The 13,440-nt window shown below is 40.9% G+C and carries 15 protein-coding genes; 14 read left to right on the top strand and 1 reads right to left on the bottom strand.

Features of this window, described 5'->3' with window-relative positions; all coding sequences use genetic code 11:
- Nucleotides 1-160 precede the first annotated feature (160 nt).
- Nucleotides 161-1,063, top strand: a complete 903-nt coding sequence (xerD, locus tag BV902_RS11060) for a site-specific tyrosine recombinase XerD (protein ID WP_075991976.1) — start codon at nucleotides 161-163, stop codon at nucleotides 1,061-1,063.
- Here xerD and BV902_RS11055 read toward each other — a convergent pair whose 3' ends face one another.
- Nucleotides 1,064-2,308, bottom strand: a complete 1,245-nt coding sequence (locus BV902_RS11055; RefSeq protein ID WP_075991975.1) for an NAD(P)/FAD-dependent oxidoreductase — start codon at nucleotides 2,306-2,308, stop codon at nucleotides 1,064-1,066.
- Between the two features lie 127 nt (nucleotides 2,309-2,435).
- Between BV902_RS11055 and BV902_RS11050 the strand changes: the two genes are divergently transcribed.
- The 13 genes from BV902_RS11050 to BV902_RS10990 all read left to right on the top strand — a co-directional run bounded on the left by BV902_RS11050 (nucleotide 2,436) and on the right by BV902_RS10990 (nucleotide 13,429).
- Entirely contained in the window at nucleotides 2,436-3,965 is a 1,530-nt protein-coding gene (locus BV902_RS11050) for an HAL/PAL/TAL family ammonia-lyase (protein WP_075991974.1), read from the top strand.
- Nucleotides 3,958-5,073 carry a WG repeat-containing protein gene (locus BV902_RS11045; protein ID WP_075991973.1) on the top strand — a complete coding sequence of 372 codons (1,116 nt, stop codon included), beginning with the start codon at nucleotides 3,958-3,960 and terminating at the stop codon, nucleotides 5,071-5,073. Before BV902_RS11050 ends, BV902_RS11045 begins: the two co-directional genes overlap by 8 nt.
- A gap of 15 nt (nucleotides 5,074-5,088) precedes the next feature.
- Nucleotides 5,089-5,820, top strand: coding sequence for a 3-oxoacyl-ACP reductase FabG (gene fabG / locus BV902_RS11040; RefSeq protein WP_075991972.1), 732 nt, complete (start codon nucleotides 5,089-5,091; stop codon nucleotides 5,818-5,820).
- 4 nt (nucleotides 5,821-5,824) lie between these two features.
- Complete coding sequence (locus BV902_RS11035) at nucleotides 5,825-7,051, top strand: beta-ketoacyl-[acyl-carrier-protein] synthase family protein (RefSeq protein WP_075994721.1); 1,227 nt, start codon at nucleotides 5,825-5,827, stop codon at nucleotides 7,049-7,051.
- Between the two features lie 9 nt (nucleotides 7,052-7,060).
- Entirely contained in the window at nucleotides 7,061-7,297 is a 237-nt protein-coding gene (locus BV902_RS11030; protein ID WP_075991971.1) for an acyl carrier protein, read from the top strand.
- Nucleotides 7,298-7,311: 14 nt separating this feature from the next.
- The gene (locus BV902_RS11025) at nucleotides 7,312-8,193 is read left to right on the top strand and encodes an LpxL/LpxP family acyltransferase (protein ID WP_075991970.1); all 882 of its coding nucleotides are present in this window, start codon (nucleotides 7,312-7,314) and stop codon (nucleotides 8,191-8,193) included.
- A gap of 156 nt (nucleotides 8,194-8,349) precedes the next feature.
- Nucleotides 8,350-8,790: a hypothetical protein gene (locus BV902_RS11020; protein ID WP_075991969.1), complete on the top strand. Its 441-nt coding sequence runs from the start codon at nucleotides 8,350-8,352 to the stop codon at nucleotides 8,788-8,790.
- 2 nt (nucleotides 8,791-8,792) lie between these two features.
- Entirely contained in the window at nucleotides 8,793-9,242 is a 450-nt protein-coding gene (locus BV902_RS11015; protein WP_083663564.1) for an acyl-CoA thioesterase, read from the top strand.
- A complete protein-coding gene (locus BV902_RS11010; RefSeq protein WP_075991967.1) occupies nucleotides 9,239-10,393 on the top strand; it encodes a beta-ketoacyl synthase N-terminal-like domain-containing protein in 1,155 nt (384 codons plus the stop codon). Before BV902_RS11015 ends, BV902_RS11010 begins: the two co-directional genes overlap by 4 nt.
- A 2-nt stretch (nucleotides 10,394-10,395) precedes the next feature.
- Nucleotides 10,396-10,995, top strand: coding sequence for a hypothetical protein (locus tag BV902_RS11005; protein WP_075991966.1), 600 nt, complete (start codon nucleotides 10,396-10,398; stop codon nucleotides 10,993-10,995).
- 3 nt (nucleotides 10,996-10,998) lie between these two features.
- Nucleotides 10,999-11,256 carry a phosphopantetheine-binding protein gene (locus BV902_RS11000; protein ID WP_075991965.1) on the top strand — a complete coding sequence of 86 codons (258 nt, stop codon included), beginning with the start codon at nucleotides 10,999-11,001 and terminating at the stop codon, nucleotides 11,254-11,256.
- A 3-nt stretch (nucleotides 11,257-11,259) separates the two neighbouring features.
- Nucleotides 11,260-12,441: a beta-ketoacyl-[acyl-carrier-protein] synthase family protein gene (locus tag BV902_RS10995; RefSeq protein ID WP_075991964.1), complete on the top strand. Its 1,182-nt coding sequence runs from the start codon at nucleotides 11,260-11,262 to the stop codon at nucleotides 12,439-12,441.
- Nucleotides 12,434-13,429, top strand: a complete 996-nt coding sequence (locus BV902_RS10990) for a beta-ketoacyl synthase chain length factor (protein WP_075991963.1) — start codon at nucleotides 12,434-12,436, stop codon at nucleotides 13,427-13,429. Before BV902_RS10995 ends, BV902_RS10990 begins: the two co-directional genes overlap by 8 nt.
- Nucleotides 13,430-13,440 lie beyond the last annotated feature (11 nt).

Here is a 13,440-nt window from a genome sequence, read left to right as displayed (position 1 = left end):
TAGTAAAATACAGATCAATACTTTTTTCATTATCCAAGGAGGAATCGGGTCCCTCCATTAGGGAACGTCTCTTTGTGTTACTTATAATCTGTAAAAATTCCACCTAAAAATACAGAATAACTTTCGAAAAGAACAACAGTTAATTGTAATTTTGTTGCAAATGGATTTTGAAAACTGGAGTGATATAAAAAAGGAATTCGAACAATTCTTAAAGTTCGAAAGAGGCTTGAGCATTAATTCAATTGATGCTTACTTAAATGATGTATCCAAATTTCAGATCTACTGTGAAGACAATCATTTGGTTTTAAATACCGTAACGAGAAAGAATATACAGGAGTTTTTGGCTTGGTTGCAGGAATTTAATATTTCGCCCTTCACACAATCCAGGTTGATATCTGGCCTTAAGACTTTCTTTAGCTTTTTGATGATCGAGCATGAATTCGTCAACAATCCGACCGATCTCCTTCAGGCACCGCGCTTGGCACGCAAGCTGCCCAGCGTTTTGAGCATACAGGAGATCGATCAATTAATCTCGGCAATCGATCTTTCTTCGCCCGAAGGTGAACGTAATAAAACGATCATCGAAATCTTATACGGATGTGGCCTCCGTGTTTCCGAACTTGTCACTCTCAAAATATCAAACCTTTTTTTAGATGTAGAATTTATCAAAGTTGAGGGCAAGGGAAGCAAAGAACGCCTAATTCCAATTGGCCAACACGCCATTAAACACCTTCGCATCTACTTAGAAACGGTCAGACCTCATATCAAGATTAAGGCCGGAAATGAAGATATTGTATTCCTCAACAGAAGAGGCGCCGCATTATCGCGGGTTATGATCTTCTTGATCATTAAGGAACTTGCCGCAAAAATCGGGTTACAAAAAACCATCAGCCCACATACCTTTAGACATAGCTTTGCATCACACCTGGTGGAAGGCGGTGCCGACTTAAGAGCTGTACAAGATATGCTCGGTCATGAAAGTATTACCACGACCGAAATATACACACACATCGATAGGGACTACCTTCATTCCATTATTACGCAATATCACCCCAGATCTTAACTATATCGATTTCTCCTGCTTGGACATTCGAATAAGATGCGCTAAATTTTTCACCACACGATCGTGTTTCAAAACAAATGGATTGTTTTTATCCCACACGTATCCCGCTAATATTGCACAAATGCTGCGTTTCACCTCCGGGTTTTCGGGTTGATGATAAAATAACTCCTGCAGATTGCCTGTATACCATTCCTGTATATATGTTGTAAAAACTGCAATCCCATCTTTCATATAGTCTTCAAATTCTGACTGCCAATCCACTGTTTCACCCTGGATCTGCCTTAAAGCTAACTTCGCCGCCAAAATACCAGATTCTGTAGCGAAACACACACCGGAAGAAAAAACAGGATCCAGGAATTCGGAACTATTACCGGTTAAGGCATACCCTGGCCCATACATTTTGCTCACCGCGGTAGAATAATTACTCAACTTACGGGGTTCAAAAACAAAAGGGACATCACCAAACCGCTTAACATAGTAATCGGACAGTTGAATAGCCTTATTTAGCGCTGTAGTCGTATCTTCCCCCAGACTTTCGATGAACGAAGTTGGCCCCACAATTCCAACAGAAGTATTGCCATTGGAAAATGGAATTACCCACAACCAAACCTGCGTTTCCAATATATCAAAAGAAATCAGACTACCTTCTTGCCCTAGCGGTCGATTAACATCATTGACATGGCTGAATATCGCCGAATGAGGGCTTAAACGTGAGGGTTGGTCCAAATTTAGCATGCGAGGCAAAACGCGACCATAACCTGAACAATCGATCAGAAAGTTTGCCTCTATTTTTGTTTCAACACCTTGGCTATCGCATACCGTAGTGATCGATTTTGCACCATCAAATTGTACGTCAGTTACTTCTGTACCGAAGGAAAGATCTACCCCTTTACGCATAAGCTCATTTGCCATTTCCTGATCAAAATCAGCTCTCGGTATCTGCCAGGTCCAATCCCAACCTTCGGAAAATTTATCTGAAAAATCGAAAATACAGACTTCCTTCCCGCGTATAAACCGTGCTCCAAATTTCTTTTCGAAACCTTGTGCATCCAACGCATCAAACAGTCCAGCTTCATCAAAATGATCCATCACGCGCGGTATCAGACTTTCTCCTACCACGATTCTCGGAAACTGGCTTTTTTCGACAACCTTTACCCTTGCCCCCTGTTTTTGTAAATACCCAGCAGCAACCGAACCGGAAGGTCCCGCTCCGATGATCAAAATGTCAACCTGTTCAACGTTCATTATACGCTTTGATTAAAAGAAAAAAATATTAATTTCGTGCCTGATTAATAATTGCCAAATCTATTCACAAAAAATAAAATAAAAAAAACAATTTCGAGAGTTTTTTAAAATTGCTATCCCATAAATCATGAGCTTACTCACCAACCATTTAGATTTAAAACAGTTTATCCAAATAACCTACGGAAACGAAAAATTGGATATCGATGACGATATTTGGGAAAAAGTAGATGCTAGCCACAATTTTCTTCAGAAATTTGCTGAAAACAAAGTAATTTATGGTGTCAATACCGGTTTTGGCCCCATGGCTCAATATCGGATTAAAGACGAAGACCGCACTAAACTTCAATACAACCTAATTCGCAGCCATGCCTCAGGAACAGGACGACTTCTTGATCCGCTTCAGGTAAAAAGCACGATTTTAGCACGCTTAAATACATTAACTCTCGGTTATTCAGGAGTCCATAAGTCCACCATTGCTTTGATGAGAGAATTGATCAACCGCGATATTTATCCAGTTATTTTTGCACACGGTGGTGTCGGTGCCAGTGGTGATCTCGTACAGCTCGCACATTTGGCCCTCGTATTAATTGGTGAGGGGGAAGTAATGTATAAAAATGAACGAATTCCAACCAAACAGGCTTTTGATGCCGAAGGCCTGGCCCCTATTCAGATTGTTCTACGTGAAGGCTTGGCACTGATCAATGGGACTTCGGTCATGACAGGGATTGGCATACTAAACTGGAACCATGCGCAAAAGGCCTTATCTTGGTCCATCAAAGCAGCCTGTGCAATCAATGAAATCGTTCAAGCTTATGACGATCATTTTTCGGAAGCGTTAAATCAGAGCAAAAAGCATCCCGGACAACAAGCTATTGCCAAAAAGATGCGCGTTCACCTTGCAAGCAGTAAGTTGATTCGAAAACGCGAAGATCACCTCTATACTGGTGAAAATCAAGAAGATATTTTCAAAGACAAAGTACAGGAATATTATTCCGTCCGTTGTGTTCCGCAAATATTGGGTCCGGTTTCGGATACCATTAACAATGTGGGTACAGTGCTTGAGCATGAACTAAATTCAGCAAACGACAATCCCATCATTGATCTAAACGATCAACATGTGTATCATGGCGGCAATTTTCATGGCGACTATATTTCACTGGAAATGGATAAACTTAAATTGGTTATGACCAAGATGACAATGCTCGCGGAAAGACAATTGAATTATCTACTCAACAGCAAGATCAATGAGATTTTCCCGCCTTTCGTAAATTTAGGCACATTAGGACTAAATTTTGGCATGCAGGGTGTCCAATTTACGGCAACATCCACAACAGCGGAATCCCAAGCGCTAAGCACTTCGCTCTACATCCATAGCATTCCCAACAATAATGACAACCAAGATATTGTCAGCATGGGTACGAATGCAGCAATGTCATGCAGTCAGGTCATCGAAAATTCCTTTGAAGTGCTGGCGATAGAATTTATTACTTTAGCACAGGCAATTGACCATTTAGGTTGTCAGGAAAAATTAGCAAAAGAAACACTATCTTGGTATATGGACCTGCGCAATTTGTTTCCGGCCTTTGCCGAAGATCAAGTGATGTATCCGATTATTAAAAAAGTAAAAGAATACTTAATCAATAAAAATCATGATTAAAAGGCTCACATTCGGCGGATTATTTATACTATCATGCACCTTCGCATCTGCGCAACAATTGGCGCGGGTACAAGAAAAGGGACTTGTCGGATTTATCAATAAAGATGGATCGTTTCAGATTACACCTCAATTCAAAAATGCTCAAGATCAATCCGAAGGAAAGATTGCTGTTTATGATGGCAGCAGGTGGGGATTTGTAGATAAAGATGCGAACTATATTATTCAACCTCAATACGTCAATGCCAAATCCTTCAGTCAGGGAATGGCGATGGTGAAATCTGCAAGCGGTTGGCTTTACATTGATTCTCTCGGGCAGGAACTGAAGTCGATCTCTAGCAAGCGGGTTTATGAATTCAATGATGGTGTTGCTTTTTATCGTGATGCGACTAATTTAGTCGGTCTCATCAACAACAAACAAGAGGTTGTGCTTCCACCAACTTATGATGTCATCCGTCCATTTAAGGATGGCTACGCTAAAGTCGCCAAAAATAAAAAATGGGGTGTCATTGACAATCAGGGGAAAGAGGTCGTCGCTCCAAATTATGATGATATCGGCGATTTTAATGTTGGATTGGTATGGGCAAAAAAACAGAACAACTGGTTTCTCGTATCTGGTCAAAAAGAAATTGCTCTCCCCGGTATTTCAAAAATTGAAAATATTGAAAACCCCGACTTTGTCCTTGTTCAGCAAGGAAATAAAATCGGTTTTATGGCATCGGATGGCAAATGGGTGATACCTGCAACTTATGATGATGCGCGAAATTTTCAGGAAGGTCTAGCGCCCGTGAAATTAAATGGGAAATGGGGATATATTGATACTACAGGTAAAATGGTCATCCCTACGGCCTATCAGGATGCCCTTTCATTTTCTCCGGAGGGCCTCGCTGCAGTTAAAAACAGTAAATGGGGATTCATCGATAAAAATGCCAAAGTTATCATCCCCTTTCAATATGAGATTACTGCGGCGCTAACGTTTAAGAAACAGGAGAAGGGATTTATCGATGGTTTAGCGCGAGTTAAACTCAATGGCAAATGGGGATTTATTGACACCAAAGGAAACCTTTTAGGAAACAAATGGTTTGATAATGCAGAATTATTTCAAAATTAATATACATATTGTAGGATGAAATGCGCTTTAGTTACAGGTGGATCAAGGGGAATTGGCAGGGCAATTTGTCTTAAACTGGCTCAAGAATTGGGCTATCATGTGTTGATCAACTTTCAGCAGAATGAAACTGCAGCATTAGAAACACTTGCTGCTATAGAAGCAAAGGGCGGTAGTGGTTCGCTTCTAAAATTCGACGTCGCAGATAAATCCGCAGTCGACAAGGCCTTATCTACCTGGGAATCGAGCCATCCCGAAGCTCAGCTTGAGGTTATCGTTAATAACGCCGGGATAGCCAAAGATGGCTTGTTTATGTGGATGCCAGCAGAAGATTGGTCCTCGGTAATCAACACAACTGTCAATGGTTTCTATCATGTTACCCAATTTTTTATACAGCAACTGTTACGCCAGCGTTATGGTCGTATCATCAATATGATTTCCGTATCCGGTGTAAAAGGTACAGCTGGTCAAACCAACTATTCGGCGGCCAAGGCGGCTTTGCTAGGTGCAACTAAAGCGCTGGCTCAGGAGGTTGCCAAACGGAATATCACCGTCAATGCTGTGGCACCTGGATTTATTCACAGTGACATGACTGCCGATATGGACGAAAAGGAACTAAAAAAACTGATTCCGGCCAATAGATTTGGGGAACCTGAGGAAGTCGCAGACCTCGTCACCTTTTTAGCTTCTTCAAAAGCAGGCTATATTACGGGGGAAGTAATTAATATAAATGGAGGAATTTATTCGTAAATCTATGGAGCAAAGAGTAGTGATCACGGGGATGGGAATATATTCCTGCTTGGGGACATCATTGGAAGAAGTAAAAGATTCTCTGCAACAAGGAAAATCAGGGATTATCTTCGATGAAGAACGAAAAACTTTTGGATTTCGTTCCGCATTAACCGGTGCCGTTCCACAACCAAATTTAAAACATGAATTGAACCGCCGTCAGCGAATATCCATTGGTGAAGAAACAGAATATGCGTATTTGGCTACGATGGAAGCCTTAAAAAATGCAGCCATTGACGATGCTTTTCTCGATGAACATGAAATTGGGATTCTCTATGGAAATGATTCGGTCTCCAAAGCCATTATTGAAGCTGTCGATATTGTACGGGAGAAAAAGGATACCAGCCTGATAGGTTCTGGAGCGATTTTTAAATCAATGAACTCCACGGTAACCATGAATCTCTCCACGATATTCCGTTTAAAAGGCATTAACATGACGATATCCGCCGCCTGTGCCTCCGGATCCCATTCTCTAGGGCTTGGATTTAACCTGATTAAAAGTGGCATGCAAGATATGATTATCTGTGGTGGAGCGCAAGAGATCAATAAATATGCCATGGCCAGTTTTGATGGTTTAGGTGTTTTTGGAGATGATACCCTGCCGGCTACAACAGTATCACGTCCCTTTGACAAAGATCGGTCCGGATTGGTACCTTCTGGCGGCGCCGCTACAATAATTATAGAAAGTTATGAATCCGCGGTACGTAGAGGAGCCCCTATCCTAGCGGAAATTGTAGGTTATGGATTTTCATCCAATGGAGGGCATATTTCTACACCAAATGTCGAAGGACCGGCCTTGGCCATGGAACGCGCAATTAAACAAGCTGGCGTTAAACCCTCCGATATTGCCTACATCAACGCACATGCCACATCCACCCCTGTAGGCGATGCCAATGAAGCACAGGCTATCTTGCAGGTATTCGGTGAAAGCCAACCTTTTGTCAGCTCCACAAAATCTATGACAGGCCATGAATGTTGGATGGCGGGCGCCAGTGAGATCATCTATTCCAACATCATGATGTTAAATGGTTTTATGGCTCCAAACATTAATTTTGAAAATCCGGACGAACATTCAGCCAAATTAAATATCGTTAAACAAACCGTATTTAAAGAATTTGACCTATATTTGTCCAATTCTTTTGGCTTTGGGGGAACTAACTCTGCATTAGTCATTAAAAAAATAAACGATTAACTTATAAAAATGATTTCTGAAAAGATTAACGAAATACTTGTTGATGAGTTTGAAGTGGATGTTGATTTAATCCAACCGAATCTAAATTTAAAAGATACATTAAATTTAGACAGTTTGGATTATGTCGATCTTGTCGTTATCATTGAGTCCAATTTTGGTGTCAAATTGGTTGAAGCCGATTTCACAAATATCCAAACCTTCCAAGACTTTTATGACCTCATCAAACGTAAGACAGCTCATAACTAAGTCAATGTTTACCAATGAGTCAGTGGAAAGGACAATCGAAGGGTAGTGTCTTAGGATATCGAATCTTTGTATTCTGTATTCAAAAGCTAGGAATCCGTACAGCTTATCTGCTGCTGGTATTTGTAGCTTTTTATTATTTCCTGACTTCTTGGAGTAGCAACAGGTCGATCTATTATTACCTAAGATATCGACTAAAATATTCACTTCCTTCAACGCTCATTGGATTTTACCGGAGTTACTTTACTTTCGGTCAAATCCTGATCGATAAAACAGCAATAGCTGCGGGTATGCGCAACAGATTTAGCTATGAATTTGACGGTATTGCGATTTTAAAATCTGCCTTGGAGAAAAAAAATGGCGGTATCCTGTTATCAGCACATATCGGTAACTTTGAAATCGCCTCTTATTTCCTGGAGGACATCAATATCGAGAATCAGATTAATCTGGTTATTTCGGACCGCGAACATCAAGCCATCAAATCATATTTGGCAAAAGTATCGCGTAAATCGACTGTAAAATTCATCGTTATCCAAGAAGACCTCTCCCACGTATTTGCCATCAATGAAGCACTTACAAACAATGAACTAATTGTCTTTACAGGTGATCGTTATCTAGAAGGCACCAAAACTCTTTCGGCAGATTTACTGGGTAAAAACACACAATTTCCAGCCGGCCCATTTTTAATCGCTTCCAGGCTCAAGGTTCCTGTTATTTTTGTCTATGTTATGAAAGAACCTAAGCTCCACTATCATCTCTATGCACGTGAAGTGGAAGTGAAACACCGTGACGCTCAGGGCTTACTGCAAACCTATTGTCAGTCGCTAACCTATATGATCAAAAAATATCCAATGCAGTGGTTTAACTTCTACGATTTCTGGAAGGACTATTCCCAATAAACATCCACAGTTCTGTTTACAATATTTATCTGAAGGAACAAAAAAAATAACACAGCAGAGGTGCTGTGCTAAAACCGATCAAAAGCAATTTTGCGCTACTTGAAACCTATGATTTTATCTTTTAATTAGTAACTTTGAAGGAACTTTTTTAGACAAATGACAGCTGCCCCATTTCCAATAGTCGATAACATATTTTTACAGAATTTATTACCTCATCGTGCTCCGATGGTTATGATTGACTGCCTGTACGATTTCACCGAAAAGACAGTGGCAGCAGGTTTAACTGTTCAAGAAGATAATATTTTTGTGGAAGATGGTATATTATTGGAAGCAGGTATTATTGAGCACATGGCGCAATCCATTGCTTTACATACTGGTTACAGCTTCTATATCAAACAACAAACTGCACCTATAGGTTATCTCGGTACAATAAAAAGTATTTCAATAGATTCCTTCCCTCAGGTCGGAGAAAAATTGCTGACTAAAGCAACGATTCTACAAGAGTTTATGGGGGTTACACTCGTTTCCGTAGAAAGCTTTGTCGGAGATCGACAGATCGCTCAAGCTGAAATAAAAAGTGTAATAGCTTCTTCATGATTATGGCAAAAAATAAACGAACTGAACAAGTTAATCAGATTACTTGGACAAGCCCCTTACGTATACGTTTCAATGAAGTCGATTCGTTGGGGATAGTTTGGCATGGCCATTACATCAGTTATTTTGAAGATGGCCGAGAATCTTTCGGCATGGAACATGGACTGACCTATCTAGATATTCATGGCCATGGTTATACAACACCGATCGTGAAGAGTACCTGCGAACATAAACTCCCATTAAAATATGGTGACAATGCACGTATTGAAACCTCCCTATTGGATACCAAAGCAGCAAAGATTATTTATCGTTACCGCATCCTAAATGACAACAATCAGGTTGTCTGCCTAGGTGAAACGATCCAGGTATTTTTAGATTCTTCAGGAAACTTACAATTGTATACTCCGGACTTTTTTCAGCAATGGAAAAATCGGCTTGATTTTGTCAGCAAATGAAAAAGGTATATTTAGGCCCATACAATTGTATATCCCCCATAGGTAATAATCTGGCAGACACCTGGAATGCCCTTGTTAGCGGCAAATCAGGAATCAAGTTGACCGACTTCGCTGAATTGCATGGAGACGTTTACGCCGCTATTGTTGAAGAAGAACAACTGGATCAGCATTTAAACAAGTTGCTACAGAACACACAGCTCCCCTTCGATGCGGCATTCTCAAAACTAGAAAAGCTCATGATAGCCGCATTAGTACCTCTTGTCAAAGCAGTTGTTATTACACAAGAGACTGAATTAATCGTATCAACAACCAAGGGCAATATCGCGCAATGCACAGGCGGAGCAAACGATATTGTTGCAGCAAGCCTTCCCGTACTGGCTCAAAGAATAGCCGATTTTTTTGGTTTTAAACGGCCTCCGATAATCATTAGCAATGCCTGTGTATCGGGTCTACAGGCCATCTCGACCGCTAAACGACTTATACAGATGGATTATTGTAAAGATGCCATTATCGTTGCTGGAGACCTGGTCAGTGAATTTGTCGTTTCAGGATTTAAGTCTTTTCAGGCCCTAAGTAACACGGTCTGTAAACCCTATGACGAGTCTAGACAGGGCTTAAATCTCGGCGAAGCAGCGGCAGCAATTCATGTCACCGGCCAACAATTAACAGATCAAGAATTCTTTATCGCCGGCGAAGCCTCAATCAACGACGCAAATCACATTTCAGGACCATCACGTACAGGCGAAGGACTGAGACTTAGCATCGCATCTGCATTGGCCGAAGCCAAATTAGAACCAAAATCTGTTGATTTTATTTGTGCACATGGAACAGCCACAATTTACAACGATGAAATGGAAGCTGTGGCCATACATCATTCCGGATTAGCCACTAAACCGATCAATAGCTTAAAAGGGTACTTCGGTCATACCTTGGGAACCGCAGGGCTCATCGAGAGTATTATTTCCTTGGAATGCTTACGAAATAATGTACTACTCCCCAGTTTAGGCTATCAAAAACAAGGTACTTCATTACCTCTAGCGGTTGTCACTGAACTATTGGAACAACCCCAACCACTTATTCGCTGCTTAAAAACAGCATCGGGATTTGCTGGCACAAATACAGCCGTATTATTTGAAAGGGAGTTACGATAAGCATGGAACAACACTATCAAATCAGCAGGCATTGCCGCATCGATACACAAGGCGTATATGTTAATGGTGAACAGATCTCAGCAGCAATATCCTCAGATTTTGCTACTTTTTCAAAAGCATTTTACTATTCATTAGAAACGACTTACCCGAAGTTTTTCAAGATGGATAACCTCAGCAAATTAGCTTGGCTAGGAGCTGAATTACTATTGAAAGAGGAAAAAACAAAGAATATCGGCATTGTCTTGTCGAATAGGCACAGTAGCCTTGATACCGACTTAAAGCACCTTAATACCATCGCAGACAAGGAGCAGTACTATCCCAGTCCTGCTATATTTGTATATACCCTGCCCAATGTCTGTATGGGTGAAATTGCGATTAGGCATAACCTGCAAACGGAAAATATCTTTTTTGTTTCAGCGCAATTCGACAGTCAACTTGCAGTAAATTACTGCAATTACCTTTTAAATTCCAGCAGAGTGGAAAAGGTACTATGCGGTTGGGTCAATTATACGGAAGGAAACTATAAATTGGTTTTGTATCTTGTGGAAAAAACAGGCATTTTAGCACATCATTTAAATGTCGTAAGACAACTAACACAATAAAGAATGGAAGAGTTGAAATCGGAATTAAAAACGAAAATCATTGAAGCCTTAAACTTAGAAGAAGTCACTGTAGATGAAATTGAAGATCAGGCGCCATTATTTGGAGATGGCCTAGGACTAGACTCTATTGATGCATTGGAGCTGACTGTTTTATTGGATAAGGATTATGGTATTAAAGTTACTGACCCAAAAATCGGAAAGACTATTTTTCAATCCATTGAAACATTGGCAACCTATATTTCAGAAAATAGAACGAAATAAAACATGAAAAATGCTATTGCTGTTACTGGAATGGGCATGATTACCGCCATTGGAAATGATGTCGCGCAAAACTATCATTCTTTGCTCCAGAAACAGCATGGTATCAAACCGCTTCAACATATCTCGGGAAAACATCAACATCACACGCTTGTTGGTGAAGTGTCGTTAACGAACGAAGCATTAATTGAAAAATTAGGTACTGAAGTACCCGCCTTTTGTTCCCGAACCAGCCTACTTGCCGCAATTGCTGCAAAAGAAGCCATGTCTCAGGCTGGTATTACAGCAGCAGCTGATATGCCAATTGTTCTAGGGACTTCCGTTGCGGGAATGGATATTTTTGAACAGCATTTCCCGCATTTACAACAGACCGGCACACTCATACAACGCCGGGATGTTGGGGATTCAAGTGCCATATTGGCCAAAATATTGGGCAGCAATGGCTATGTGACGGCTATTAGTACAGCATGTTCCTCGGCAGCTAATGCCATAGGCTTTGGGGCTCGACTTTTGCGCTCGGGACGCGCAGATCGGGTTTTAGTAGGCGGATCGGATGCGCTATCAAAATTTACAATCAATGGATTTGACAGCTTAATGCTCCTGTCCGACCAACTTAATCGCCCCTTTGACAGCAATAGAAAGGGGTTAAACTTGGGTGAAGGTGCAGGTTTTTTAGTACTTGAATCTACAAGATCCTTAAAAAACACAAAGAAACCCATATTAGGTTACCTGAACGCTTTTAGCAACGCTAATGATGCTTTTCATCAAACCTCAACTTCAGATAACGGTGAAGGTGCTTATCTCGCTATGCAAGAGGCTCTAAAAATGGCAGAGTTGATACCGAGCGAAATTGATTATATCAATGCGCACGGAACGGCGACCGAAAATAATGATCGAACAGAAGCAACAGCGATACAGCGATTATTTAACGATACGATACCGCCCTTTAGTTCAACCAAATCATATACTGGACACACATTGGGAGCTTCAGCCGGTATTGAGGCAATATATGCACTACTCGCCATTCAGCATCAACTGGCCTTTGCTAATTTAAGATTTGAAAATACCATGGAACAGCCAGCGTTTCCGCCGCTCGCTGAACATCAGCGTATGAATATCCGGCATGTACTCAGCAATTCCTTTGGATTTGGTGGCAATTGTTCAAGCTTAATTTTTTCGCATGCATAAAGTATATATTAATGCCGCAAGCATATGCGTTAACAACCTTAGCCTAACAAATAGTCCAGAAAATTGGGCTAAGGTTGATCTGCCTAAAATAGACAGTAAGATCCTATCGCCCAACAGTGCAAGGCGAATGTCCAAAGCTGTAAAAATGGGAATTATATGCGCTATGGAAGTACTGCAACAGATTGATCGCAGTGAGCTGGACGGTATCCTCGTTGGAAGTGGAAAAGGCTGTCTAATAGACTCCGATAAATTCTTACAGTCCATTGTTGCTCAAGAAGAAGAGTTTTTATCACCGACTGCATTTATCCAGTCGACGCACAATACCGTTGCCGGTCAAATTGCCCTTTTAATCAAAAATACGGGTTATAATATGACCTATTCACAGGGCCGTGTATCATTTGAATCGACCGTATTTGATGCCTACCTACAACTTGTGCTGAACGAACGGAAAACTTTATTGGTCGGTGCCGTTGACGAGCTTTCAGACATCAGTATCGACATCAGCGAGAGCATAGCCAATACAACAGATCAACCGACAACAACAGGAATCCCGCGGACAGAAGGTGCCGGTTTCTTTATTTTCTCCAATCAAAAGAATCAACATACCCTTGGCGAATTGGTTGACATGGTAATTTATCATCCAACAGAAGAGCGACGGCCAGAAACCCAACTAGCTGCATTTCTTAAAAAAAACAAGCTATCTGCCGAGCAGCTTGACTTGGTCATTTATGGTTCGGCAAAGCCGGAAACCCCATCAGAAATGGAGGCTGAGGCCTTCAACGACTTAGCTAAAATAAACTATCAATCGCAGATAGGATACTTTGACACAGATGTTGTGTTTGCATTCGATTTCGCTTTAAAGCAATTGAATAATCAAACCTTTCGATCGATGGAGAGTCCAACTGGAAATAAGATCGGTGCTTTTCAACATATACTGATTTGTAATTTTGGAGACCAAAACAGTCTAATGCTGTTATCGAGATGCTAAATTTTAAAAAC

This window comes from Sphingobacterium sp. B29, assembly GCF_001952815.1.
In the GTDB taxonomy this organism is placed as follows: Bacteria; Bacteroidota; Bacteroidia; order Sphingobacteriales; family Sphingobacteriaceae; genus Sphingobacterium; species Sphingobacterium siyangense.
This window is presented reverse-complemented; position numbering and strand designations above follow the sequence as displayed.